Raw genomic sequence first — 22,428 nt, forward strand, 5'->3', positions numbered from 1 at the left:
TGCGGCTCGGATGCTGAGAAGGGTGAAGATGCGCTCCGGAGGAACGGCGTGCAGACGCCGGCCACGATGGACTTGAGCTGGCCGCCCGCGTGCGGGACAATCATCGAGATGAGCGGCTCCCATTCCCTGACACCCCTGCACCGGCCCGGGCCCGACCGGTGAGCGTGCCCCAGGTGCTCGCGGGCCTGCGCGCCGCGGAGCGTGATGCCGGCCGACCCGCCGGAAGCGCCCGACTGGTCGCGGTGACCAAGGGCCATACCCTGGACGAGATCGGCGCCCAGATTCTGCCCCACGGCCCGTTCCCGCTGGGCGAGAGCCGGGGTCAGGAGCTGCGCGACAAGTCCACGCAGCGCCCCGAGCTCGAGTGGCATTTCATCGGGCCACTGCAGCGCAACAAGATCAAGTACCTCGGCCGGGTCGCCCTGATCCACACCATCGAGGCGGTGTGGCAGGCCGAGGCCATCGCGCAGGCGGCCCAGGGCTGGGGCCACGCCCCGGACGTGCTGATCCAGCTCCACAACGGCGAGGTCCAGAAGCACGGCGTCCCTCCCCACGATCTGCCCGCCACGCTCGCCGCGGTTCAGGCCACCGGCCTGCAGGTGCGCGGCGTGATGGTCATCGCGCCCGATGAGCGGGCCGGCGCGGATCCGGCGGGTATCCTGCGGGTGTTCCAGGAGACGGCCGCCCGAGCGCACGACCTGGGCCTGCCGGAACTCAGCATGGGCATGAGCGCCGACTACCCCCTCGCCGTGCAGGCCGGTGCCACCCTGATCCGGGTGGGAAGGAGTCTGTTCACGTGAAATCCACGCCGCTCGACATCCGCCACCAGGAGTTTCCACAGCGGCTGTCCGGGTACGACCGGCACAGCGTCCGCGCCTTCCTGAACGACCTCGCCGAGGATTTCGAGGTGCTGTTGCAGCGCCAGCAGGAGCAGCAGGACTACCTCACGGATCTCGAGAAGCAGCTCGACGAGCGCAAGCAGCACGAGGACGAGATCCGGCGTGCCGTGGTCTCGGCCGAGCGGATCGCCCATGAGCTGCGTGAAAACGCCGCGCGCGAGAGTGAACTGCTGGTGGCCCAGGCCACCACGCAGCGCGAGGGCGTGCTGCGCGACGCCCACAGCCGCGCGGCCGAACTGGAGTCCCGGCACCAGGCCCGCACGGCCGCGCTGGAGGCGGTGTTCCGCGCCCGCTTCGCGGAACTCGAGCGGCAGCTGCATGACCTGACGCTGGAGCGCGACCGGATGCAGGCGCAGCGCCTGATGGAACTGGAACGGGAATTCACCGAGCGCCACTCGGAACTCACGGCGCGGCTGTCCGGTGTCCGGGGGGAGTACGCGCACTTCCTGAGTGCATACCGCTCGCTGATGTCGTCGTTCAACGAGATGTCCGCGCTGCACCAGCTGCCGGCCGACACGGCCCTGGGCGCTCCCCGACTGCCCGTTCACGAGCTGATGCCCCCGCCACAGATGCCGGCCGCCGGGGAGGTTCTGCCCACGGACGGCGTCCCGGTGGTCAGCGCGGCCCAGGACGACAGCGCCGGCAGCCACGATCCCCTGCGGGCCCGGGAGACCCAGCAGGGTGCGTGAGTCCGGCGGCACCACGCTGCCCCAGGTCACGCTGCCCGTCACCGATCCGGCCTTCGTGCGCGACCCGTATCCGACCCTGGCCGAGCTCCGCCGGACGGCCCCCGCCGTCTACGATCCGCACCTGAACCGTGTCGTCCTGACCCGCCACGCGGACATCGGGAGCGTGCTGAGAGATCGCCGCTTCGGCCGCAGCGCCCTGCACCGCTACTCCCGCGACGAGCTGGGCTGGCCGCTCCCGGATCCGCGCCAGGCGACGTTCGACGCCTTCAACAGTAACCACCTCCTCGACAGCGAGCCCCCCAAGCACACGCGGCTGCGCTCACTGGTGCAGCTGGCATTCACGCCACGCCGTGTGGAGGCGCTCCAGGAGCGCATCGAGGCCATGCTGGCCGCCCAGCTCGGCACCCTGCGCGGCACCGGTTCCTTCGATCTGGTCAGCGCGTATGCCGAACCGCTGCCCGTCGCGGTGATCGCCGAACTGCTCGGCGTTCCGGAAGCCGAGCGCCATCACCTGCGGCCATGGTCGGCGGCCATCGTGAAACTCTACGAGCCCACGGCCACCCCTCAGGATCAGGACGCCGCCGAACGGGCGGTTCAGGAGTTCAGTGCGCTGCTGCGCGAGTTGCGTGCCCAGCGCCGCCGCGATCCCCAGGACGACCTGATCACGGCGCTGGCACACGCCAGTGACGGCGGTGACCGCCTGAGCGAACAGGAACTCGTGGATACCGCCATCCTGCTGCTGAATGCCGGACACGAGGCCAGCGTGAACGGCCTGTCGGCCGGAACCCTGGCGCTGCTGCGCCGCCCCCACCTGTGGCGCACGCTGGTTCAGGCCGCCGGACAGGACGGCAGCCTGCCGGTGTTCCGCACGGCCGTCGAGGAACTCCTGCGCTTCGACACCCCCCTGCCGATGTTCGAGCGGATCGTCCTGGAACCGCTGACCCTGCACGGGGCCGACCTGCATCCGGGTGACCGGGTCGCGCTGCTATACGCCAGTGGCAACCGCGATGCTGCCGCCTTCGACCGTCCGGACGAGGTCGACCTGACCCGCCAGCCGAATCCCCACCTGACCTTCGGCCTGGGCATCCACTACTGCCTGGGCGCTCCGCTGGCCCGCCTGGAGCTCGCGCTGAGCCTGCGGGCGCTGTGCCGCGCCCTGCCCGAGCTGCGCCTGTGCGATCCGGACGAGCTCGGACAGTACACGGGCGGTTTCGTGATCCGAGGCCTGGCCCGGCTGGACGTGACTGGCGGATAGGCCCGGGGTGGCGTGTTCAGCCGTCGTCGGGCGGACTGGACACGCGGGCAGTCCGCGCTGGCCGCCCGCCACGCAGGGCCTCCCACCACACGGGATGCAGTTCTCCGTCGCGTGCCTCGCGCAGGGCGTCGGCGTCCCGGTTCAGGGCGAGCAGAGACAGCACACGGGCCGGACTGCGGGCCACGCTGCGTTCCAGGGCGCGCTCGGCGGTGCGGCGGCCCCGGGTGCCGCCCACGTGCACCTGCGCGTGCGCAACCATGGCCAGCAGGTGGGCGTCGGCCGGCTGGCCGGTCTGCTCAGCGACCTTCAGACCCTCGGCCAGGATGCGCAGCGCGGCGTAGGGTGCCCCCAGGGACTGTTCACCGGCCAGCGTGACCGCCGCCGTGAGTGCGGGCGTGTCTCCCTCGCGCCGGGCCAGGATCCGGGCCACGTCGACCTGATCGGCCCGGTGCCCCAGCTGCCAGTGTGCGCGTGCCCGCAGCACGGCCGTGCGGGCGGTGTCCGGCAGGTCATCCAGCATGACCTGGGCCGCGGACGCCTGCCCGAGGCGCAGCAGTGCGGCGGCTGCCGTCTGGGGCTGCGGATGTCGGGGATCGCCTGCCCACTCCGCCGCCAGCGTAGGGCGGCCATACGCCAGCGCCAGGGACGCGGCCGTCGCCTGTTCGGATTTGGGCAGGGCCGCGTAGATCGCGTGTACGTCGGCCCGCCCGGCGTCGAGGGCAGCTGCCAGACTCATGGCCGACCTGCCCCGGCGCGCCGACGCCCGCACCGGACGACCCGTCTCGCTCCGCCTGTCCACATCGAGGTCAGGATACCCGTCGATCCACGTCACACCGGGAGGTCAGCCCACCGCAGGTGTCGCAGCCCACAGGCGAGCCCGCCGAGAGCCGAACCCTGTCGGCCCTCAGGCGCTGAGGGCCAGATCCAGGCCCAGGAAGCGCCACAGGGCACGGCGCGGCACCCTCAGACCGCTCTCGTGCTCGACCGCGCCCAGCCGGCCGTCACGGATCCATCGGCGCACCGTGCGTTCGTGAGTGCCAGTGAAGTCTGCCACTTCGGCAACTTTCAGGAGCTTGGGCAGGGTCTGGAACTGTTCACTCAAGGTCATGCAGCCCTCCGGAAAAGCGCGTGGGGCCGCCACACGGCGGCCCCAGCAGGAATTCAGGTCGGTTGAGTTCGGTCACCCACGCGCCGCCGCCGGGGCCGCTGCCCCCTGGGCACGGAACTCCGGATCGGTCGAGGACGCGCATCAAGGTGCGCCGAGCGTAACACACGCACGGTCAGGGCACGGTCAACTGTAAAGGTGTGGTCAGGACTCCCGGTGGGGGTCATGAGGTGCCGACCGGTGCACTAGCATCACCGGCGATGACCCTGCTCTCCCAGCTCTCCGGCACCCTGGTCAACGTCGTCGTCGTCGTGCTGGGCACCCTGATCGGCCTGGGCGTGGGCGGCCGCCTGCCCCAGCGCACCCAGCGCACCCTGCTCCAGACCCTGAGCCTGGCCGTGCTGTTCATCGGACTGGACATGGCGGGGGCCCTCAACCGCGTGAGCGGTGGGGCGGTGCCCGGCGTCATCCTGGCCCTGCTGGGCCTGGCCGTCGGGGCCGTGATCGGTGAAGCGCTGGGCCTCGAGGATCGCCTGGAGGGTCTGGGCGAGCGCCTGCGCACGCGCTTCCGGGGCAGTGGACGCTTCACCGAGGGCTTCGTGGCGGCGAGCCTGCTGTTCTGTGTCGGCCCCATGACCGTGATCGGCGGCCTGCAGAACGGGCTGACCGGCGACAGCTCCACCTATGTCCTCAAGAGCGTGCTGGACGGAATCGCGGCGCTGGCGCTGGCCGGCGTGTACGGCCTCGGTGTCGGGTTCAGCGCCCTGACCGTGCTGGTCGTGCAGGGCGGGATCAGTCTGGGGGCCGGTGCCCTTGCGGCCGGGGTGCTGGGAGGCGCCGATCCCGAGGGGCTCCGCACCAACCTGTACGTCCTGCTGGTCACGGGCGTCGGCGGCGTGACGATCATCGGGATCAGCTGGAACCTGATGCTGGCGGGGCTGGGCTTCGACGACCGGCGGGTGCGGGTGGGGAGCCTGCTGCCGGCCCTGCTGGTCAGTCCGCTGGCACTGTGGATCGCCATCCGGCTGACCGGCAGCTGAGGAACGAGGCAGCGACCCTCCGCCCTCACCGATCTGCCATGTAAGCGCTTGCACGGCACACCGTCTTAAGCGTTCAGCACAGCACTTTCGCGTTCAGCCGCCCATCAGATTCGGCCGCTAGAGTGCACACACCTCGGAGGAGGTTAGTACCAATTCGAGGCCTGTTCTGCCGGTGCGACTGGCGATCCGTCCGCCCCGCTCCGGTTCCACCGTCTCCCGGATTCCCGCCGGCAATGTGCGCCGGTGGCCGGGTCAGAATCGGCGCACGCCCGTAGCGGTGTGCAACGCCCACTCCGTTCCGGACGACACCACTGTCCCCGTGACCCGCGCCCCGACGCTCAGCCGTCGGCGGCGCGGTGCCGGCGTGGGGGTGAACAGGATGGCCGGAGACCACCGGGGGGCTGACCGTGGCGAATCCACACCGTCAGCCCCCCGGATCTGTCCTGCCGCCATCACGTCACATGGCGGCAGGAATCTCGATGCCGATCAGGTCGAGGGTCTCCTCGAAGGCCTGACGCAGGCGCGCGACCAGGGCCAGCCGCGCCTCACGCAGACCGGGTTCCGAGAGCAGGACGTTCGTGGCGGGCTTGCCGCGCTTGTCCTTGGCGTTGTACCAGGCATTGAAGGTGGTCGCCAGATCCAGGGCGTACTGCGCGACACCGTGCGGCGAGTGGGCGCGGACGGCCTGCTCGACGACCTCCGGCAGCTTCGCCACCTGCTTGGCGAGCATCACGTCGATATCCGGCATCGCCTCCCAGTCGGCCTCGGTGCCGTCCACGGCGTACCCGGCCTCCTGGGCCTTGCGCAGGATGTTGGCGGCACGCACGGCGGCGTACTGGATATACGGCGCAGTGTCGCCACTGAGCGAACTCGCCTTGTCGAGGTCGAAGTCGAAGGAGCGGCTCGGCTCGTTGCGCAGCATCGCGAAGCGCAGCGCCCCCACACCGATGCGCCGGGCGATCTCGGGCGCGTCCGGGCGCTGGGCGAGTTCCGGGTTCTTGGCGCTCAGCTCCGCGAAGCCCCGGCGGCCCGCCTCCTCCAGCGCGTGATCCACCGCCAGCGTGATCCCCTTACGGCCGCTGATGGTCTGGCCGTTCAGGTTCACGAACTCGTAACTGAGGTGGATGCTGCGCTGCTCCTTCTCCCGCTCGCCCGCCACGCCCAGGCTGCTCCGCACCAGCATCTGCGGGTGCTTCTGGCGCGAGTCGATCACGTTGATGACCTCGCCCGCGTGGCCGAAGCGGCGGCCGGTGTCGGGATCGCCATCCGGCACGCTCGTCCAGATGGTCTTGCCACTCGGGTCGTCCATGAAGGGCCGGAACTGCATGCCCTCGAACAGCCCGAACTTCCAGAACTGGTAGCCGATGTCCTTGGCGACGTACATGGCCGTGCCGTCGGAGCGGCGCAGCACGACGTTCGGTTCCTCCAGCCCCGGCATGAACGGCGAGACGTCCATGACGAAGGCCCCCGCGAACTTGCCCTCGGTGGGGTGCGAGGTGTATTCGCTGCCCTCCAGCATGTCCAGCGCCTGGGCCAGGAAGCCGCTGCCGACCACGTCGGACTCCCACACCAGCAGGTCGTAGGTCGCGCCGATGCGGAAGCAGGTCTCCAGCTGGGCCCGCACCGTCTGCTCGACCAGGGGCCGCAGCACGCCGGCCTCCAGCTTGTGCATCACGTCCCGGATGCCGGCCTCCAGCTCGGGCTTGACGGGGTCGGCATTCAGCTTCACGTAGCCCTCGCCCAGCCAGTGGTCGTACTTCTGCACGCCGTCCCACACGCGGCCGTAGTGCTCCATGGCATACAGGCTCTCGGCGGCCTGCCGCCCGGTGTCGTCGATGTAGTTCTGCACCTCGACCGTGTGCCCCGCCGCACGGAAGATGCGGGCCATCGAATCCCCCAGCACCACGTTGCGCAGGTGCCCGACGTGCAGTTCCTTGTTCGGGTTCACGCTGGTGTGCTCGATGACGACCTTGCCGCCCTGAGCGGGCATCGCAAAGGGCGTGGCGACCACACCCTGCACGAAGGCCCCGCCGTCCAGGAAGAAGTTCAGGAACGGCCCGGCGGCCTCGACCCGCTTGAAACCGGCCGGCAGCTGCACCGTCTGGGCAAGCTGGCCCGCGATCTGCGCGGGATTCCCGCCGGCACTCTTGGCCATCTGAAAGGCCGCGGGGGTGCCGTAGTCGCCGGGCTTGCTGGCCGGGGTCTCCTGGATGGCGGCGTCCACCGGCATGCCGAGCTGGGCGGCGGCGGCCTCGACCGCGTGCTTGAGTTGCGACTTGAGATCCATAACACCGGAGTGTACGGCACGCTGCGCCGGACCGGGCCGGGCCCCGTGGCCGGGATCGCCCATGATGGTCGGGACCCCGTAGCATGGTCGGCATGTCCGACCGTCCCGGGCCGCGCATCGCGGTCGTCATCCCTGCCTTCAACGAGGCCGGGACGGTCGCGGACGTCGTGCGGGTCGCGCAGCAGTTCACACCGGAGATCGTCGTCGCCTCGGACGGCAGCACGGACGACACGGCGGCCGTGGCACGGGCCGCCGGCGCCACGGTGGTGGAACTGCACGAGAACGGGGGCAAGGGCCGGGCGCTGGGAGCGGCCCTCGCGGCGACCGACGCGCCGTATGTCGTGATGCTCGACGCCGACCTGACCGGGCTGACCCCCGCCCACCTGGAGCGCCTGGTACAGCCGGTGCTCGACGGCACCCTGGACATGAGCATCGGCGTGTTCGAGGGCGGCGGCTTCGTGACCGACTGGGGCAACAAGCTCACGCCGCACCTGAGCGGGCAGCGGGCCGCCCGGCGCGAGTGGCTGCTGGCCGTGCCCCACCTGACCGACGAGCGCTGGCCCGAACCGGCGATCACGGCCCACCTGAAGGCCACCGGCGCCCGCTGGGATTACATCGAGCTGCCCAGCGTGGCCCAGGTCGTGAAGGAGAAGAAGCGCGGCTTCTGGAAGGGAGCCGGGGCCCGCACCCGCATGTACGCCCAGCTCCTGACGTACCGCGCCAGACGCAAGTAGGGCGCTAGCGCTGCAGGTCGATGACCGAGCCGTCGGCCGTCTGGTAGCGCACGATGCCCAGGGTCGGGACGAAATACGTGGTCTGGGTGGTCACGCGGCCCTTCACGGTGGTGTCGGTGCGGATCGTCAGGGCGTTGAAGGTGCCGCTGGGGAGCTTCAGGGCGCTCATGCCGGTGACCTTGCTGCGCAGGGTCATGGCCGTGTTCGCACTCGACCAGGCCATGCCGGGATGGAGCGGGCCGGGCGGGTACACCGTGAGTGGCACCGAAAACCACGCCAGGCGGCCCCCGGTGTTCACGCCGCGCAGCCACACGCTGCCGTCCGCCCGAAGTTCCAGCAGATCCTGCGAGTAGGTCGTCCCCCCGTACAGATGGCTGACCGGCGTGACGGTCACGCCCCGGTGCACGACCGCCGGGCCGACGACCTGCATCTCACCGCTGGTGTAGGTCCAGCGGGTGCCGGACTGGTACGGGTAGTATCCGGGCAGCGGGGCCGCCTGAACCCCACCCAGGGCCAGCACGAGCAGCGCCGCGCCCATCCGGTGGCGGGCAGGAAGAGAGGCAGGAGCGGTCATGTCCGCGCGAGTGTAGGTGGAGGGGCGTCACAGCGGTCTGACCGGCCGGCCCGCGTTACTCCTGATCGTGACCGAGTTCGGTGCCGCGCCGCGTGGCCGCGATCACCGCCTTCATGAGACCGCCGCGCACACCGGCGGCTTCCAGCGCTTCCAGACCGGCGATGGTGGTGCCGCCAGGACTGGCGACCTCGTCCTTGAGCAGGCCCGGATGCGCCCGTCGCTGGAGCAGTTCCCCGGTCGACACGAGGAGCTTCGCGGCGAGTTCGTTCGCCAGCGGACGCGGCAGCCCCATGCGGACGCCGCCGTCGGCCAGCGCCTCGGCCACGACCGCCACGTAGGCGGGGCCGCTCGCGCTCATGCCGGTGAAGGCGTTGAACAGGTGCTCGGGCAGTTCGTAGGCGTCCCCGACCGCGCCGAAGAGGTCGCGGGCAAACGCCAGGTCGCCGGCGTCCTGGGCCTCGCGCGGGCCGGTGATGGCCGTCTGGCTGCGCCCGATGGTGGCCGCGAGGTTGGGCATGACCCGCACGACGCGCTGTGTCCCCAGCCGGCGCACGAGCGTGGCCACGCTCACGCCCGCCATGGTGCTGATGTACCCGATGTTCTCGCGGGCGAGCCACTCGCTCACCTCCGGGAACACGCGCGGCTGCAGGGCCACCAGGATGCGTTCGGCGTCCCCCAGGTGGGCCCGCGTGACCGCGCGGGCCCCGGTGCGGGCAGCGATGTCCTCGACCCGTGCCGCGTTGGCGTCCAGCAGGCCGATCTGGGCTGCGGGGATGACTCCACGGGCCGTCACACCCTCCAGCAGGGCCAGCCCAAGCTTCCCGACGCCGACGATCACGAGCTTCATGCCCGGCAGTATAGGGGCGGCCCTGCGCCGCGCCGGGCACGCACAGGCGCCGCTGTGCAGATGTGTCGGGTGTGGCCCGGGAGGCCATCCACGCCGGATCAGTCGGCCGAGACCCCGGGGGGCGTCAGCGGGGCGCCGCCGGCTCCCGTGCCCTCACTCAGGTCGCCGCGGCGCACCATGTCGCAGAACACGCGGGTCAGGACAGGATCGAGGGCGTGCCCGGAGAGCCGCGCCAGTTCGGACAGGCTCTGCTCCTGCGTCCACGAGGGCTTGTAGGTGCGTTCACTGATCAGGGCGTCGTACACGTCCACCACCGAGAACACCCGTGCCAGCAGGGGGATGGCCTCGCCGCGCGTTCCATCGGGGTAGCCGCGCCCGTCCCAGCGTTCGTGGTGGAACCGCACGATTTCGAGTACACCCTCGGGCACCAGATCCTGTTCGCGCAGCAGCGCCTCCCCGATGATGACGTGCTCGTGCATCTCGCGCCGTTCGTGATCGTCCAGGGGGCCGTCCTTGTGCAGGATGGCGTCCGTGATCCCGATCTTGCCGATGTCGTGCAGGTATGCGCCCCAGCGCAGCACCGTGAGCTGATCCGTGCTGAGGTTCAGGCGCAGGCCCAACTGCAGCGCCATGCTCGTCACCCGGTCCGTATGTCCCTTGGTCTCGTAGCTGCGGTATTCGAGCACCCGCCCCAGCACCCGGAAGGTCTGCTCCCGCGTCCGGGACAGCTGCCGCAGGGCCAGCTGCCGCTCCGCCGCCTGCCCCACCTGCTGGGCCAGCACCGCCAGCAGGGTGGGCAGCTGCGCATCGGTACGGGCATCCTCGGGGCCGTTGCCGACCAGCAAGACCCCCGTGACCCGGCCCGTGCCGGCCGCGCGCACCGGCGCGAGCGACAGCCGCCGCTGGGCTGCGCCGAGCAGGGGGTGCGGCGCACTCAGGCTCAGGCCGCCCGCCCGGCCCACGGTGTGCCAGAACGCGGCCACCACGGCCTGCACGGCGCTGGGTGGGGGATGATCGTGGTCGGCCCCGGTGCGCAGGATGCTGCTCAGGATCACGGTGCCGCCGCCGGGGCCATCGTCCGGGCTGGTGCGCACCGCCAGATACGCACCCCACGCGCCGCTGCCTGACGGGGTCAGGTAGTGCAGGCCCTGGGCGGCCACGGCCGACGGAGCGTCCAGATCGACCAGATTCTGGAGCAGACCCAGCACGCTGCGCGGCGCCCGTTCCTCGGGCACGAGGGGCTCCGGCGACGGGGGGCTCCACGCCCCGTGCAGGTGCACCGGGTGGCGGGCGGCCTCCAGCAGCGCGTCGAGCACATGTGGGCGCACGAACCACGGCCGGCGGCTGAGCTGGAAGACCCACGCCCCGCGCCGCAGGCCCTGGGCGGGCAGGGGGACGATCAGCACCGGGGCATGCTCGGCCGGCGTGACAGCGTAGGTGGGGCGCGTATCCCCACCGGCGGCCAGACGCGCGGTCACCTGCCGGCGCAGATCGTCGGTCAGCCAGCCGCCGTAGGCCTCCGGAACCGCGCCGGCGGCATGGGCCATGACCCGGGTTCCCGCCTGCGCATGCAGGAGCCGGGTCGCGGCATACAGGGCGGCCTCCGGCGGCGCGTCGCCCCCGACCACCGACAGCACGGCGCGCTGCAGGTCGGTGCCGCGCAGGGCAGCATGTTCCTTGCGCCGCACCTCGCTGCTCAGGATCGCCTGGCGGCAGACCTGCCCCAGCATCCACGCGGCGCCGTGCACCGCGTCCGGCGCCGCCTCCGGGGCCACGCTCAGGGTGATCTGACCCAGGGGTTCCGCCGCAGAGCCCAGGAGCAGCCGATGACCACCGTCGGGCACCGGGCCGTCGCCGACGATCAGCTGGTACAGACTGACACCGTCGGTCACCTCGACATGGGCGACGCCGCACTCGCGCAGGAGTTCGCCCGCCGCACTCAGGGCGTCTTCAGGGCTCAGATCGGCCCACGCGAGGACGTCCGGGGGGATCGCTACCCGACGGGGCACCGGGACGCTGGGTGCGCCGGCCGGCGCGTCGGCCTGCCACACCAGGTTCAGCCAGTGTCCGTCCGGCCCGGCCGGGTCACGGAGATCGGCCGTCAGCACGGCGTGCGCGGCCACGGTGGCGTCCCCGTGCAGTCGGGTGGGTGGAAGCAGGTGCTGCGGGATGCCCCAGCGGGCGCCGAGCAGCGCCTGCAGGGTCACGCCGCTCAGCCGTGTATACGCGGCCTGCCGGGCGACCGGTGGAGTCGCCGGGTGCAGTTCCAGGTCGCCATCCACCCCCAGCCGCAACCGCACCGGCGTCGCCACGGCCGGAACGACAGCATGGGCACCCGGGTGCGGCCCCTCCGGTGGGTCGCTGCGTCGCTGTGTGCTTTCCGGCTCCACCTCATGCTCGCTGTCCACCGTCCTCGCCTCCCCGGTGCCCGTATCTGACCGCAGTGTACTGGGCACGGCGCGCCGGAACGTGCTCAACCCGACGTCAGCGCAGCTGGCTGATCGCGTACTCCCCCATCGTGCGGGGGATATTGACACCGGTCGTGGAGACCGAGTTCTTGAATTCCATGGTGTGGTTGATCTCGATGATGGTCAGACCGCCCCACGCATTGCTGGCGTGCGGATCCTCCACGAGGTCGATGGCGACGATCTGGCCCTGTACCGCCGTCGCGGCCCGCACCGCCAGGTCAGCGATCTCGGGCGTGACCGGGCAGTTGCTGGCCGTCGCGCCGCGCGCCGTGTTGGTGATCCAGTGTGCACTGGTGCGGTAGATCGCGCCGATGCACACGCCCCCGACCACGAACGCACGGATGTCACGCTGCGGCTTGTCGACCAGCGCCTGCACGTAGAAGACTCCATGTGCGGGGCCACCGAGCACCTCCTTGTGCTCGATGACCGCCTCGGCGGCGGCGCGGTCGTTCAGGCGGCTGACCATCCGGCCCCACGATCCCACGGTGGGCTTCAGGACGATGGGATAGCCCATCTCCTCGATCAGCTCCAGGGCCGTGTCGCCGTCGAAGGCCACCCCGGTGCGGGGCGTGGGCAGTCCGGCCGAGTGCAGCGCCGCGTTCGTGGCGAGCTTGTCACCGCACAGCTCGATGACGTGCGCCGGATTGATGACCTGGACGCCGAAGCCCTCCAGGGCGCGGGTGACCGCGTGCCCGCGCGTCTGGCTCACGCAGCGCTCGAGGGCGACGCTCCACGGCACCTGCGCGGCTCCGTGGTCATCGAAGGTCAGCTTCAGCTGCGGGACGTACACCTTGTCGTAGGGCACGCCCAGCCCGTCGAGGGCCTCGAAGAGCATCTTCTCGTCGGGGCGGATGCGGTCATACAGGACGGCAAGTTCAGCCATGGTGGGTTCCGGGGAGGGGTGCTCTACACCCAGCGGTCAGCCGGACGTCGCCCGGACTGACCGCTGGGTGCCGGCCACTTACTCGCCCCAGTCCTCCGCCTCGTTGGGCGCGGCTTCCAGGCGGGGCGGGTCGATGGACACGACCTCGTATTCCACACCGGTTTCATCGTCGATGACGAGTTCGCCCAGCTCGGGGTTGGTCAGTTCGATGGTCGCACCGGTTTCAGGGTTTTCAAATTGAATGACAGACATGGTTACTCCTTGCGTTTGATACGCTAGCCGCTCTGAATCCTGTCGCGTGAAATCAGCTAGACAGCTGCGTCGCTGTCCGGAGCAAATTCGAGTTCGATCCTCGCCTGACAGTGTGGACACGGCACGATGCTGACCTCGACCCCGTCCGAACTCTGCACCACGGGGGCCGCGGCCACGAGGTCTTCGGTGACCTCGAACTCCTCGCCGCAGTTCGGGCAGGTCGTCAGCACGCCCAGCAGCTCCAGCTCGAAGTCCTCGCCGCCGGCGTTACGGGTCACCTCCATCTCCGCGTTGCAGGAATCGCACACGATCACGTCCCCGACCTCCAGCCCCGCCCGGTCGTCATCGGTCAGTTCCAGCACCTCGAAGCACACGGGGCATTCCACTTCCAGCGTCGCCATGCGCTCAGTTTAGAGCAGTCGTCCGAATTCCAGCGTCAGACACAGACCGCCTGACGCTTCCATTCTCCCGACTGCTCGGCACCATTCACCCGCTCCACCCGTTCAACAGAACACATGTCTGTTGACACCTGATCTAGGTGGGTTTCTCGCCGGGAAAGCGGCCGTGCTTCTTGAAGAAGGCCAGGATGCTGCCCTCGGCCAGCGCCTCACGCAGGAATTCCGGCGGCGGCGGGAGCTGCACCGTGCCGCCTGGGTGGGTCAGCACGCCGGAGTTCACGTCCAGCGACACCTGATCGCCGTCGTTCAGCAGGCCGGTCAGGTCGTATTCGAAGGCCGGGATGCCCAGGTTCAGCAGGTTGCGGTAGTGGATGCGGGCAAAGCTGGGGGCCACGATCCCGCCGATTCGCAGCTTCTTCAGGGCAGCCGGGGCGTACTCGCGGCTGGAGCCCAGGCCCCAGTTGCGCCCGCCGATCAGCACGTCGCCGGGCTGCACCTGGGCGGCAAATTCCGGGCGGATGTAATGGAAGGCGAACGTCTGAAAGACATCCTCGCCCGCCATGAACGGCGCGAACTTGCCGGGCAGGATGTCGTCGGTATTTACACTGTCGCCAAATTTCCAGATTCTGGGCATGGAACGTCCTCTCAGGTTCCAGGGTAGACCGGGACGCGGGCCACTCCGCACAGGCGTCTGTTCAAGGCGTCCCAGTCCGGCGTCACAGCTCCCGGATGGCGTCGATACGATCGCGCTGGCGGTGGAGCTGCCGCTCGTAGACCTGACGGCCCAGATCGAGGAACAGGTACACTTCCGGATCCTCGTTGCGGTAGTAGACCTGGGTTCCGTCCTTCCGGAACGCGACGAAGTGCTGGGTGTGCAGCACCTTGAGGTGCTGGCTGATGGTGGCCTGCTCACCGCCCGTGAGCTCCTGAAGCTGGGTCACCGTTTTTTCCCCGTCTCGCAGGGCGTCGAGGATGGCCAGACGCAGGGGGTGGCTGAGGGCCTTGAACAGCGTGGCCTTGTAGACGTGGATGCCCTGCTTCACACGGGCAGTGTACCCGAGGCCCATGTGGGAACCGCGGCCTGGCCGACTCCCACCGCGGCAGGAGGCCTCCGCCGGGGGCACACCCTTCACCCCAGGCCATGTGAGAACATTGTTATATTCGAATATTAAGTTAGAGACATGACCGGGCGTGACGCGTGTCCTGCACCCACCCGGAAAGGAGCGTTCCATGACTGCAAGCAAGACTGATCGCCTCGACACTGCCCTCAGTGCCTTGCGCCGCGCCATGCCCGACGTGCGCGGTGCCCTCGTCGCCACGTCCGACGGGCTGCCGATCGCCAAGTCCTTCAGCGACAACACCGACGCCTCGCGCGTGGCGGCCATGGCGGCCACGGCCAACGGCCTCGGCAAGCGGATCAGCGACACGCTCGGCACCGGGACGCTCAGCGAGATGAGTGTGGCGGGTCACTCCGGACAGGTGTTCTTCTACACCGCCGGCGCCCGGGCCGTCCTCGCCGTCGTGACGCCACCGGACGCCAACCTCGGCCTGCTGCACATGGAAGCGCGCGAGACCGCGCAGGCCGTCGCCGCCATCCTGTAATTCCCCACGCGTCCCCAGGAGTGACCATGACCCACCAGTACCGTCCCCATGTCGGAGATTTCAGCAACATCGTCTGCTTCAAGGCCGTCATCACCGGCGTCGAGGACACGCTCGGCACCGACGGAGCCGCCGTGGTGTTCATCCGTGCCGGGCGCGTGCGCGGCCACAGCCTCGCCCGGGAACTCGGCGTCTCCCACACGGCGCTGCCCACCCCGGAACTCGCGCCTCTGCTCAACACCGCCCTGGGCGCCAGCGGCACCCGGCTGTGTGCCGTGACGCGTTCGTATGAAGACGCTGGCCGGATCATCATCGAGACGCGGGAAACCGTGTGCAGTGCCGGCGAACCCCAGGGCAGCCCGCGCGAGTGCACGTTCACGCTCGGTGCCGTGTGGGGAGCGCTGGAGGAGATCACCGGGCGCAGCTACCTCGGCCGGCACATCGCCAGCGTCCTGCGCGGCAGCGACACCGACACCTTCGAGTTCACTCCACTCGACTGACAGCAGGTGTCAGGGGGAGTGAGGGGCATCGGTTCCGCCCCGGGGCGAACCTGAACACCGCTGTGAGTTGCCTCCCGCCGGTTCCGGAACGTGGACGTTCCGGGGCCGTGTGCCGTCAGTCACCGGCTCGCCCTGCGGGTTTCCGCAGCGTCACCACGCCGCCGAACGAGCCCGGCCAGTCCAGGAAGGCCCGTACCGCGTCGGCCTGCGCGGGCGTGCAGCCGAGCAGCACCTTGACCTCCGCATCGCGCTTCACGGCGTCCACGGTCGCCACGATGCCCGTCACGTCCCGCGCGCCGGGCCGACCCACGAACACGTCGATGTCGGCCCCGTCGCTGGAGCGGGTGCCGCGCAGGCAGCCGTAGTCGAGCGGGTACGTGCTGTCCGGATAGCGCGGGTGCGGGCTGCCCGCCGGGCGTTCCACGACGACCTCCGAGGCGGCCACCAGCGCGTCGAGGACGTTCCAGAAGGGTTCGCCGTCGCTCACGCGCCCACTGCCGCGTGCCCCACGTCCGACGGAAGCGCGATCCGGCCCATGACCGCGGTCGCGGCGGCCACGGCGGGCGACGCCAGATAGATCCGCGCGTCCTTGTCGCCCATGCGGCCGATGAAGTTGCGGTTGCTGGTGCTCACGCAGACCTCGCCCGGCGCGAGCACGCCCTGATGGCGGCCCATGCACGGCCCGCAGCCCGGCGTGCCCAGCACCGCCCCGGCCCGCTGGAGGGTCAGCAGCGTGCCGTCCGCCATGGCCTGTTCCATGACCTCGGAGCTGGCGGGGATGACCAGCAGGCGGGTGCCGGGGGCCACCTTCTGGCCGCGCAGCACGGCGGCGGCGGCGTGCAGATCTTCGATGCGCCCGTTGGTGCAGGTGCCGATGAATACCTGATCGATGGGGGTGTCCCGCAGCTGGTCGCGCAGCTCGGCCACGTCGTAGACGTTGTCGACCTCGTTCGGGGCGGACATGCGGGGGTTCAGGGCCGACAGGTCGATCTCGACGGTCTGCACGTAGGTCGCGCCGTCGTCGGGGTAGACCCAGTCCGGCACGTCGTAGCCGTAGCCGGTCAGGATCTCGCCACCGGGCACGACCAGTCCGGCCTTCGCCCCGGCCTCGACGCACAGGTTCGCCAGGGTCATGCGCTCGCCACGGGTGAAGCGGTCAGCGGCGTGCATCTCGATGCTCTGGTAGGTCGCGCCGTCCGCGCCGAGCACGCGGATCATCTCCAGCGCCACATCCTTCGCGGTCACCCCAGGGCGCAGGTCGCCGGTAAAGCTGACCTTGACGCTCTCCGGAACCCTGAGCCACGTCTTGCCGCTCGCGGCGGCCAGGGCGATGTCGGTCGCGCCCATGCCGGTGCCGAAGGCCGCCACCGCGCCGTAGGTCGTCGAGTGGCTGTCGCTGCCCAGCACGATCCAGCCGGGACGGGCCAGCCCCTCCTCCATCAGCACCTGGTGGCAGATGCCGCGCCCCACGTCGAACAGGCGCACGCCCGTCTGCGCGGCGTACTCGCGGGCCTCCTTCTGCGCCTGGGCGACGCTGACGGTCGACGCCGGGGCCACGTGGTCGATGACGATGCTGACGCGCTCGGGGAACTTCGGCAGCGCGTCCAGATCCCTCTGCATGCGCTCGATGAAGCTCTGCGCGATGGAATCCACGACCATGACCTGATCCACCTCGACCACCGCGAGGTCACCGGCATACACGGCGCGGTCGCCCCGCCGCGAGAGGATCTTCTCCGCCATCGTCTGCGGGCGGTTCGCTGCTTCGCTCATGCCCGGTATTCTGCGCGATCACCACGGGCGCGGCGTGAGCTTGACTGGAATTCGTGGCGCCGCGCCTGCCGATTGACAGGTCAGTCCGGGAGGTCGAACAGCGACGGCATGGCCGTAGGCACCCGGAAGCGGGACGTGTCCAGCGGTGAGGCGTGCCCGCGCATCCCGGCCTGTCGCACCGCGGCCCGGAACAGCGCACGGAGCTGCTCGGCATACGGCCCGGTGCCGGTCATGCGCTGCCCGAAGCGGGGGTCGTCGAGTTCGCCGCCCCGCACTTCACGGATGAGCGCCTCCACGCGGGCGCGGCGCTGCGGCTGCTCGCGCGTCAGCCAGTCCATGAACAGGTCGGCGGTCACGCCGGGAAAGTGCACGACGTTGTACCCGGCGCTGACCGCTCCGGCACGGGCGGCCTCGCGGACGATGCGCGGCAGTTCCTCGTCGTTCAGGCCAGGGATGACCGGGCCGACCATCACGCTGACCGGCACGCCGGCCTCCGTGAGCCGGGCCACCGCGTCCAGCCGGGCCTGAGCCGTACTGGTGCGGGGCTCCATGCTGCGGCGCAGCGCTTCGTCCAGCGTGGTGATGCTCAGGGCCACCCGCACGAGGTTCCGGCGGGCGAGTTCGGCGAGCACGTCCAGATCGCGGGTGATCAGCGCGTTCTTGGTGATCAGCGACACGGGGTTGCGGTGGTCGAGCAGCACCTCCAGACACGCGCGGGTCAGGCGGTAGTGCCGCTCGGCCGGCTGGTAGATGTCGGTCACGCCGCTCATGGCGATGACCTGCGGTGTCCACCTGCGGGCCGCCAGTTCCTTGCGCAACAGCGGGGCAGCCTCCAGCTTCACCATGATCTTGGACTCGAAGTCCAGGCCCGCGCTCAGGCCCAGGAATTCATGGGTGGGCCGGGCATAGCAGTACGCGCAGCCGTGCTCGCAGCCCCGGTACGGATTGATGCTGGCGCGGTACGGAATGTCCGGCGAGGTGTTCGTGGCGATGATGGTGCGGGCGTGGTCGCGGAAGAACTGCGTGCGGGGCGCGTGCTCCCGCAGTTCGAAGCCCTCCTCGGCCGTGTCGTGCGGGTCGTACGACAGGCGCTCGAACCGCACCGGCACGTTGAACGCCGCGCCCCGACCCCGCACGCTGGGAAAGGTGGCACGCGGCTCGGTCATACGTCAGTGTACAGAATATTGACCGCAGATTCTATCAGGGACGTACTCAACCGTGGCCAGATCCTCGTGCTCGAGCGCTCCTAGACGGCCAGGCCCTGCGCGTGGGCCGACACCTCACGCGGCTCATACTGACCGGGCGGCAGGTCGATGGCGGGGGCGTTGGCCTCGAAGGAATCCGTCCAGCCGACGTCGTCCAGCGCCTTCTTCCACGCGCCGATGCTCTCGTTGCGGTAGATCTGATACGCGGCCATGCCGACCTCGGGGCCGCCCCGCGCGATCACGCTCTCCACCCACGCCCACTTGGCGGACACGTTGCGGAGTTCGGCGGTGGTGCGCAGTTCCTTCTGGATGCGCTTCATGCGTTTCTCGATCACCTGCACGCCGGCGAAGGGATCGGCGAAGTGCGGCGTGTGCCGCTTGGGTACGAAGGGACTGATGCCCAGCGCGATCCGGTTGATGGCCGCGAGTTCCTTCGTGAACGAGATCAGTTCAGTGATGTCGTCGTCGTTCTCCGGCCCCAGGCCGATCATCATGTAGACCTTGATGCCCTTGAAGCCCAGGTCACGCGAGATGTGCGCGGTCTTGGTGAGATCCTCGGTGGTGATCCCCTTCTTGAGCCAGCGGCGCAGGCGTTCGCTGGGCGCGTCGGAGGCGACCGTGAAGGTGCGCAGGCCGCCGGCCTTGAGGATCTCGGCCAGTTCCGCATCGACGGTATCGGCGCGGATGCTGCTCACACCGAGCTTGATCCCCCGGTCGGTCAGCGTGCGGCCCACGAACTTGGTATGGGGAAAGTCCGACAGGGCCGCGCCGACCAGACCGACCTTGGTGGCCCAGTCGGGAATCACGTCCAGCAGTTCCTGGGCCTGGTTGTTGCGGTTGGGGCCGTACATGGTGCGGGCCAGGCAGAAGGTGCAGGGCCGCGGGCAGCCGCGCTGAGCCTCGACCAGGAACATGTTGCTCAGTTCCGAGTGCGGCGTGACGATCTGCGAGTATGCCGGCAGCAGTTCCTTGGGCGCGGTCGCCCATGTCGGCTCGTGGCTGTGCCGCGCCGGCAGGAAGATGCCGGGCATTCCGTCGATCAGGTCGTAGAAGTCCTCGCGGCTGGCGGCCTCGCGCAGGGCTTCACTGACCACCGGCACGATCTGCTCGCCGTCGCCGATCACGATCACGTCGGCGAAGGGCGTCAGCGGGTAGGGATTGCTGCTCGTGAGGGGCCCGCCGATCATGACCACGGCGTCCGAATCGTCGCGTTCCTCGCGCAGGGGGCGCAGGCCGGCCACGTCCAGCGTCCGGATGATGTTCGTCAGGTCGAGTTCGAACGACACGCTGATGGCAAACAGCTGGCAGTCCCCGGCATCCCGGCCGCTCTCCACGGTGGGCAGGGCCTGCCCGGTCTTCTCGAAGGCGTCCACATCGTCGGGCAGGAAGGCACGCTCGCACGCGACGCCCTCCTCGTTGTTGAACATGCGGTAGATGACCTGATAACCCAGCGACGCCATGCCGACCGAATAGCGGTTCGGGAAGGCCAGGGTCACGCGGATCGGGGCCTGCTTGAACATCGTGCCGGTTTCCGCGTCCAGCAGGGGTTTCAGTGTGTTGCGCCAGTAGCTCAAAAGTCCTCCGGGCGGGCGCCCGGGGACTCCAGTGTCAGGGAGAGGCCACGCGCGTCACAGCCACGCAGTGTACCAGACGTGGGGATGACGACTGAAGCGCCCGTCACGTCGCCTTTGAGGGGGGTGCGGGATCAGGCCCGCCGGCCCGGTCACCCGTCGCGCCCCTCGCCGCGACCCGAGCCGCTGGGGTACAGCCAGCGCAGGAAGACCAGGAACAGGCCGATCACCGTGGCCGTGCTGGTCGTCAGGAACGCGATGATGATGGTCGGGTCGAGGCGGAACGGCTGCCCGAACAGCGTGCCGAAGCCCTGGCCCAGGGTCAGGGTCACATCCGCCACCAGCCACAGGACGGACACGCCGAACACGCTCAGGCCGATCAGGAGCCGCAGCAGCCGCTGGTCGACGAGTTCGCGGTAGCGCAGCTCGCGGGTGCGCGTATCGAGATCGGCGTTGCGGCGCTCGGCCGCCGCGCCCTGAATGATGGCGCGGGCGATGGGGGACGCGCCGGCGTCCTGGGGGGGCACGGCGCTGACGACTGGTGGGAGCGGCACAGCTGGATCTGGCACGGTGGCGTCAGGCACTGCGGTCTCAGGCATCGCGCCCTCAGGCACTGCGGGCAAGGCCCGTGTAGTACTCGCGGGTGATCTCGTTGGGGATCAGGTCGCCGGTCTGGCCGTAGACCTGCGACCACGGACTGCCCCGCGAGTGGGTCAGGCGCGACAGTTCCACGCCGTCCATGCTGCCGTAGGCGTTCCACACCGAGCGGATGACCTCCATGACCTCGGGGTCGCCGGTCACGTCGGGTTCGCCGGGGGACACCGGCAGCGGCGCGTCGATCGGCCGCGTGCCGCGTTCGCCCCAGTGCTGCCACAGGCGCCGCACGACCGGGCCGTTGCGCCATGCATGCACGGTGTTGTACATCAGCGGCCGCCCCAGCAGGGCCAGGGTGAAGCCGTGGGCAATGAAGACCAGCTTGTGCACCTGCATCTGGGTGAGCTGCCGGCCCTCGGCACGGGCACAGTCCAGCAGGGAATTCGCCACGACCTCGGCGGCGTACCCGGTGCGGTGCGGATCGTCGATGGCGGTGGTCATGGCAGCGTTCCTCCTTCCGGCCCGGCGGGCCACGTTCTGTCCCCAGCGTAACACGCCGGAGCGTCGGCGGTCAGGTCACGGGCTCCTCCACAGAGCCCAGGAAGGCGTGCGTGCGGTAGCCGAAGGTGACCGAGTCGCGTAGGGCATAGATGTCGAACACGTCGTCCAGGGCGCGGGTCATGGCCGGATAGCCCGCGTCGTCCGGGCCGGGCAGGTAGCTCACGCTGGCCGCCAGGGCGTGCAGGCGCTCGCGCGTCAGGGTGACCTCGTGCGTGAACTCGCGGCGCTCGAAGCCGCCGGGCAGCAGGGCGGGCAGGCGGTCTTCCGGCACACGGGTCGCCACGTCCGGCGTGCCCGCGGCGAGGAACGGGCGGATGGCCTCGCCATAGGCGCGGTTGAAGGGCCGCTCCACGCCCCGCCAGTCGTTCCACACCAGCAGCACCCTCCCGCCGGGGCGCAGCACCCGCCGGAATTCGGCCACGGTCGGTTCCGGATCGAACCAGTGCGCCGCCTGCGCCGCCGTGATCAGCCCCACCGCCGCGTCGGCCAGCCCTGTGGCCTCGGAGGTGCCGCCGTGAACCGTCAGCCGACCCGCCTGAACGGCGTCGGCCAGGGCGGTCAGGAGCTGCGCCCGCATGTCCGGGTTCGGTTCCACGGCCTGCACGGTCGCGCCGCTCGCCAGGAGCAGCCGCGTGAACAGGCCGGTGCCTGCTCCGATGTCGGCCACGGGGGCGTCCAGCAGACCAGCCTCCTCGAGCCAGGTTCCAAGATCCTCGGGATAGCCGGGCCGGGCTGCCGCATACACCCCGGCCCGGCCGTCGAAGCGGGCGGGATGGTCGGCGGCGGGCCCGGCTGGTGCGGCGGCCGGCGCAGCGCTGACCGGGGCGGCGTGTTCCGGCGGGCGGCCCTGGGCTGTGCTCTGTGCAGGGCCGCCCGCCGGGGCGGGCACCGCGAAGGCAGTCGCGGCGGTGTCCAGCCGGACGCCGGACGGCACGCCGGGGGTGGCGATCCGCGCGGCGGGCCGCCACGCGCTGGCCACGAAGTACACCAGCCCCGAGAGCACCCCGGTGACGATCAGGAACCACAGCAGGCGGGACAGGACGGCGGCCGTGCCCACCACGAAGGCCCCCACACCGACCATCACCTGACCCAGCAACCACAACAGGGCCAGCGCCACCACGGCGAGCAGGATCACCCCGAGCAGGGCCAGGATCACGCGAGACATGCGCGGAGCATAGAGCACGTGAGAATGGGGGG

At 70.2% G+C, this 22,428-nt stretch carries 25 protein-coding genes; 7 read left to right on the top strand and 18 right to left on the bottom strand.

Features of this window, described 5'->3' with window-relative positions:
- The first annotated feature begins 158 nt into the window (after nucleotides 1-158).
- From U2P90_RS12265 to U2P90_RS12275, 3 genes are read left to right on the top strand one after another with little or no spacing between them, the layout of a single operon-like run.
- Nucleotides 159-800 carry a YggS family pyridoxal phosphate enzyme gene (locus U2P90_RS12265; protein WP_322472341.1) on the top strand — a complete coding sequence of 214 codons (642 nt, stop codon included), beginning with the start codon at nucleotides 159-161 and terminating at the stop codon, nucleotides 798-800.
- On the top strand, nucleotides 797-1,588 hold the full coding sequence (locus tag U2P90_RS12270) for a DivIVA domain-containing protein (RefSeq protein ID WP_322472342.1): 792 nt from the start codon (nucleotides 797-799) through the stop codon (nucleotides 1,586-1,588). The genes U2P90_RS12265 and U2P90_RS12270 overlap by 4 nt, the downstream gene beginning before the upstream one ends.
- On the top strand, nucleotides 1,581-2,843 hold the full coding sequence (locus U2P90_RS12275) for a cytochrome P450 (RefSeq protein ID WP_322472343.1): 1,263 nt from the start codon (nucleotides 1,581-1,583) through the stop codon (nucleotides 2,841-2,843). Before U2P90_RS12270 ends, U2P90_RS12275 begins: the two co-directional genes overlap by 8 nt.
- Before the next feature lie 16 nt (nucleotides 2,844-2,859).
- Here U2P90_RS12275 and U2P90_RS12280 read toward each other — a convergent pair whose 3' ends face one another.
- Together U2P90_RS12280 and U2P90_RS12285 are read right to left on the bottom strand one after the other, a co-directional pair.
- On the bottom strand, nucleotides 2,860-3,579 hold the full coding sequence (locus U2P90_RS12280) for a hypothetical protein (RefSeq protein ID WP_322472344.1): 720 nt from the start codon (nucleotides 3,577-3,579) through the stop codon (nucleotides 2,860-2,862).
- 168 nt (nucleotides 3,580-3,747) lie between these two features.
- Nucleotides 3,748-3,951, bottom strand: a complete 204-nt coding sequence (locus tag U2P90_RS12285) for a helix-turn-helix domain-containing protein (RefSeq protein ID WP_295815307.1) — start codon at nucleotides 3,949-3,951, stop codon at nucleotides 3,748-3,750.
- A gap of 257 nt (nucleotides 3,952-4,208) precedes the next feature.
- Here U2P90_RS12285 and U2P90_RS12290 point away from each other — a divergent pair, with 257 nt between their 5' ends.
- Entirely contained in the window at nucleotides 4,209-4,988 is a 780-nt protein-coding gene (locus tag U2P90_RS12290) for a DUF554 domain-containing protein (RefSeq protein ID WP_322472345.1), read from the top strand.
- A gap of 457 nt (nucleotides 4,989-5,445) precedes the next feature.
- Here the strand turns inward: U2P90_RS12290 and U2P90_RS12295 are convergent, their stop codons facing one another.
- A complete protein-coding gene (locus tag U2P90_RS12295) occupies nucleotides 5,446-7,275 on the bottom strand; it encodes an arginine--tRNA ligase (protein WP_322472346.1) in 1,830 nt (609 codons plus the stop codon).
- A gap of 92 nt (nucleotides 7,276-7,367) precedes the next feature.
- On the opposite strand from U2P90_RS12295, the gene U2P90_RS12300 reads away from it, so the two are divergent.
- On the top strand, nucleotides 7,368-8,009 hold the full coding sequence (locus U2P90_RS12300; protein ID WP_295815312.1) for a glycosyltransferase family 2 protein: 642 nt from the start codon (nucleotides 7,368-7,370) through the stop codon (nucleotides 8,007-8,009).
- A gap of 4 nt (nucleotides 8,010-8,013) precedes the next feature.
- On the opposite strand, the gene U2P90_RS12305 is transcribed toward U2P90_RS12300, so the two are convergent.
- The 8 genes from U2P90_RS12305 to U2P90_RS12340 form a co-directional block, all read right to left on the bottom strand.
- Nucleotides 8,014-8,583, bottom strand: coding sequence for a hypothetical protein (locus U2P90_RS12305; RefSeq protein ID WP_295815314.1), 570 nt, complete (start codon nucleotides 8,581-8,583; stop codon nucleotides 8,014-8,016).
- A gap of 55 nt (nucleotides 8,584-8,638) precedes the next feature.
- The gene (proC, locus tag U2P90_RS12310; RefSeq protein ID WP_322472347.1) at nucleotides 8,639-9,430 is read right to left on the bottom strand and encodes a pyrroline-5-carboxylate reductase; all 792 of its coding nucleotides are present in this window, start codon (nucleotides 9,428-9,430) and stop codon (nucleotides 8,639-8,641) included.
- A gap of 98 nt (nucleotides 9,431-9,528) precedes the next feature.
- The gene (locus U2P90_RS12315) at nucleotides 9,529-11,742 is read right to left on the bottom strand and encodes an HD-GYP domain-containing protein (protein WP_322472348.1); all 2,214 of its coding nucleotides are present in this window, start codon (nucleotides 11,740-11,742) and stop codon (nucleotides 9,529-9,531) included.
- 172 nt (nucleotides 11,743-11,914) lie between these two features.
- Nucleotides 11,915-12,781: a lysine biosynthesis protein LysX gene (gene lysX / locus U2P90_RS12320; protein ID WP_322472349.1), complete on the bottom strand. Its 867-nt coding sequence runs from the start codon at nucleotides 12,779-12,781 to the stop codon at nucleotides 11,915-11,917.
- A gap of 78 nt (nucleotides 12,782-12,859) precedes the next feature.
- Nucleotides 12,860-13,033 (bottom strand): lysine biosynthesis protein LysW, encoded by a 174-nt coding sequence (lysW, locus tag U2P90_RS12325; protein WP_295815321.1) that lies wholly within the window; start codon nucleotides 13,031-13,033, stop codon nucleotides 12,860-12,862.
- Nucleotides 13,034-13,089: 56 nt separating this feature from the next.
- Nucleotides 13,090-13,434: a hypothetical protein gene (locus U2P90_RS12330; RefSeq protein WP_295815322.1), complete on the bottom strand. Its 345-nt coding sequence runs from the start codon at nucleotides 13,432-13,434 to the stop codon at nucleotides 13,090-13,092.
- A 133-nt stretch (nucleotides 13,435-13,567) separates the two neighbouring features.
- Nucleotides 13,568-14,065: a homoaconitate hydratase gene (locus U2P90_RS12335; protein WP_322472350.1), complete on the bottom strand. Its 498-nt coding sequence runs from the start codon at nucleotides 14,063-14,065 to the stop codon at nucleotides 13,568-13,570.
- 82 nt (nucleotides 14,066-14,147) lie between these two features.
- Entirely contained in the window at nucleotides 14,148-14,474 is a 327-nt protein-coding gene (locus U2P90_RS12340; RefSeq protein ID WP_295815327.1) for an ArsR/SmtB family transcription factor, read from the bottom strand.
- Nucleotides 14,475-14,661: 187 nt separating this feature from the next.
- Here U2P90_RS12340 and U2P90_RS12345 point away from each other — a divergent pair, with 187 nt between their 5' ends.
- Both U2P90_RS12345 and U2P90_RS12350 read left to right on the top strand, forming a co-directional pair.
- A complete protein-coding gene (locus U2P90_RS12345; RefSeq protein ID WP_295815328.1) occupies nucleotides 14,662-15,033 on the top strand; it encodes a roadblock/LC7 domain-containing protein in 372 nt (123 codons plus the stop codon).
- Nucleotides 15,034-15,059: 26 nt separating this feature from the next.
- On the top strand, nucleotides 15,060-15,530 hold the full coding sequence (locus tag U2P90_RS12350) for a hypothetical protein (protein ID WP_295815329.1): 471 nt from the start codon (nucleotides 15,060-15,062) through the stop codon (nucleotides 15,528-15,530).
- Between the two features lie 115 nt (nucleotides 15,531-15,645).
- Here U2P90_RS12350 and U2P90_RS12355 read toward each other — a convergent pair whose 3' ends face one another.
- The 7 genes from U2P90_RS12355 to U2P90_RS12385 form a co-directional block, all read right to left on the bottom strand.
- A complete protein-coding gene (locus tag U2P90_RS12355) occupies nucleotides 15,646-16,017 on the bottom strand; it encodes an inorganic pyrophosphatase (protein WP_322472351.1) in 372 nt (123 codons plus the stop codon).
- Nucleotides 16,014-17,300 carry a 3-isopropylmalate dehydratase large subunit gene (locus U2P90_RS12360; RefSeq protein ID WP_322472352.1) on the bottom strand — a complete coding sequence of 429 codons (1,287 nt, stop codon included), beginning with the start codon at nucleotides 17,298-17,300 and terminating at the stop codon, nucleotides 16,014-16,016. Before U2P90_RS12360 ends, U2P90_RS12355 begins: the two co-directional genes overlap by 4 nt.
- A gap of 80 nt (nucleotides 17,301-17,380) precedes the next feature.
- The gene (locus U2P90_RS12365; protein ID WP_322472353.1) at nucleotides 17,381-18,466 is read right to left on the bottom strand and encodes a PA0069 family radical SAM protein; all 1,086 of its coding nucleotides are present in this window, start codon (nucleotides 18,464-18,466) and stop codon (nucleotides 17,381-17,383) included.
- Between the two features lie 80 nt (nucleotides 18,467-18,546).
- Nucleotides 18,547-20,079, bottom strand: a complete 1,533-nt coding sequence (locus U2P90_RS12370) for a B12-binding domain-containing radical SAM protein (RefSeq protein WP_322472354.1) — start codon at nucleotides 20,077-20,079, stop codon at nucleotides 18,547-18,549.
- 149 nt (nucleotides 20,080-20,228) lie between these two features.
- A complete protein-coding gene (locus U2P90_RS12375) occupies nucleotides 20,229-20,675 on the bottom strand; it encodes a hypothetical protein (RefSeq protein ID WP_322472355.1) in 447 nt (148 codons plus the stop codon).
- A gap of 7 nt (nucleotides 20,676-20,682) precedes the next feature.
- Nucleotides 20,683-21,171 carry a Panacea domain-containing protein gene (locus U2P90_RS12380; RefSeq protein WP_295815335.1) on the bottom strand — a complete coding sequence of 163 codons (489 nt, stop codon included), beginning with the start codon at nucleotides 21,169-21,171 and terminating at the stop codon, nucleotides 20,683-20,685.
- A 70-nt stretch (nucleotides 21,172-21,241) separates the two neighbouring features.
- A complete protein-coding gene (locus U2P90_RS12385) occupies nucleotides 21,242-22,396 on the bottom strand; it encodes a class I SAM-dependent methyltransferase (protein WP_322472356.1) in 1,155 nt (384 codons plus the stop codon).
- Between the last annotated feature and the right edge of the window lie 32 nt (nucleotides 22,397-22,428).

Origin of the sequence: Deinococcus sp. AB2017081 (assembly GCF_034440735.1) — a bacterium.
GTDB classification, from domain to species: Bacteria; Deinococcota; Deinococci; order Deinococcales; family Deinococcaceae; genus Deinococcus; species Deinococcus rufus.

Excerpts from the sequence above, each read along its gene's own strand:
- U2P90_RS12365 (WP_322472353.1), bottom strand. The coding sequence starts at position 18,466 with ATGACCGAGCCGCGTGCCACCTTTCCCAGCGTGCGGGGTCGGGGCGCG.
- U2P90_RS12290 (WP_322472345.1), top strand. The coding sequence starts at position 4,209 with ATGACCCTGCTCTCCCAGCTCTCCGGCACCCTGGTCAACGTCGTCGTC.
- U2P90_RS12375 (WP_322472355.1), bottom strand. The coding sequence starts at position 20,675 with ATGCCTGAGACCGCAGTGCCTGACGCCACCGTGCCAGATCCAGCTGTG.
- U2P90_RS12295 (WP_322472346.1), bottom strand. The coding sequence starts at position 7,275 with ATGGATCTCAAGTCGCAACTCAAGCACGCGGTCGAGGCCGCCGCCGCC.
- U2P90_RS12345 (WP_295815328.1), top strand. The coding sequence starts at position 14,662 with ATGACTGCAAGCAAGACTGATCGCCTCGACACTGCCCTCAGTGCCTTG.
- U2P90_RS12280 (WP_322472344.1), bottom strand. The coding sequence starts at position 3,579 with ATGAGTCTGGCAGCTGCCCTCGACGCCGGGCGGGCCGACGTACACGCG.
- lysW (WP_295815321.1), bottom strand. The coding sequence starts at position 13,033 with ATGTCTGTCATTCAATTTGAAAACCCTGAAACCGGTGCGACCATCGAA.
- lysX (WP_322472349.1), bottom strand. The coding sequence starts at position 12,781 with ATGGCTGAACTTGCCGTCCTGTATGACCGCATCCGCCCCGACGAGAAG.
- U2P90_RS12305 (WP_295815314.1), bottom strand. The coding sequence starts at position 8,583 with ATGACCGCTCCTGCCTCTCTTCCTGCCCGCCACCGGATGGGCGCGGCG.
- U2P90_RS12385 (WP_322472356.1), bottom strand. The coding sequence starts at position 22,396 with ATGTCTCGCGTGATCCTGGCCCTGCTCGGGGTGATCCTGCTCGCCGTG.
- U2P90_RS12300 (WP_295815312.1), top strand. The coding sequence starts at position 7,368 with ATGTCCGACCGTCCCGGGCCGCGCATCGCGGTCGTCATCCCTGCCTTC.
- U2P90_RS12335 (WP_322472350.1), bottom strand. The coding sequence starts at position 14,065 with ATGCCCAGAATCTGGAAATTTGGCGACAGTGTAAATACCGACGACATC.
- proC (WP_322472347.1), bottom strand. The coding sequence starts at position 9,430 with ATGAAGCTCGTGATCGTCGGCGTCGGGAAGCTTGGGCTGGCCCTGCTG.
- U2P90_RS12360 (WP_322472352.1), bottom strand. The coding sequence starts at position 17,300 with ATGAGCGAAGCAGCGAACCGCCCGCAGACGATGGCGGAGAAGATCCTC.
- U2P90_RS12350 (WP_295815329.1), top strand. The coding sequence starts at position 15,060 with ATGACCCACCAGTACCGTCCCCATGTCGGAGATTTCAGCAACATCGTC.
- U2P90_RS12380 (WP_295815335.1), bottom strand. The coding sequence starts at position 21,171 with ATGACCACCGCCATCGACGATCCGCACCGCACCGGGTACGCCGCCGAG.
- U2P90_RS12285 (WP_295815307.1), bottom strand. The coding sequence starts at position 3,951 with ATGACCTTGAGTGAACAGTTCCAGACCCTGCCCAAGCTCCTGAAAGTT.
- U2P90_RS12330 (WP_295815322.1), bottom strand. The coding sequence starts at position 13,434 with ATGGCGACGCTGGAAGTGGAATGCCCCGTGTGCTTCGAGGTGCTGGAA.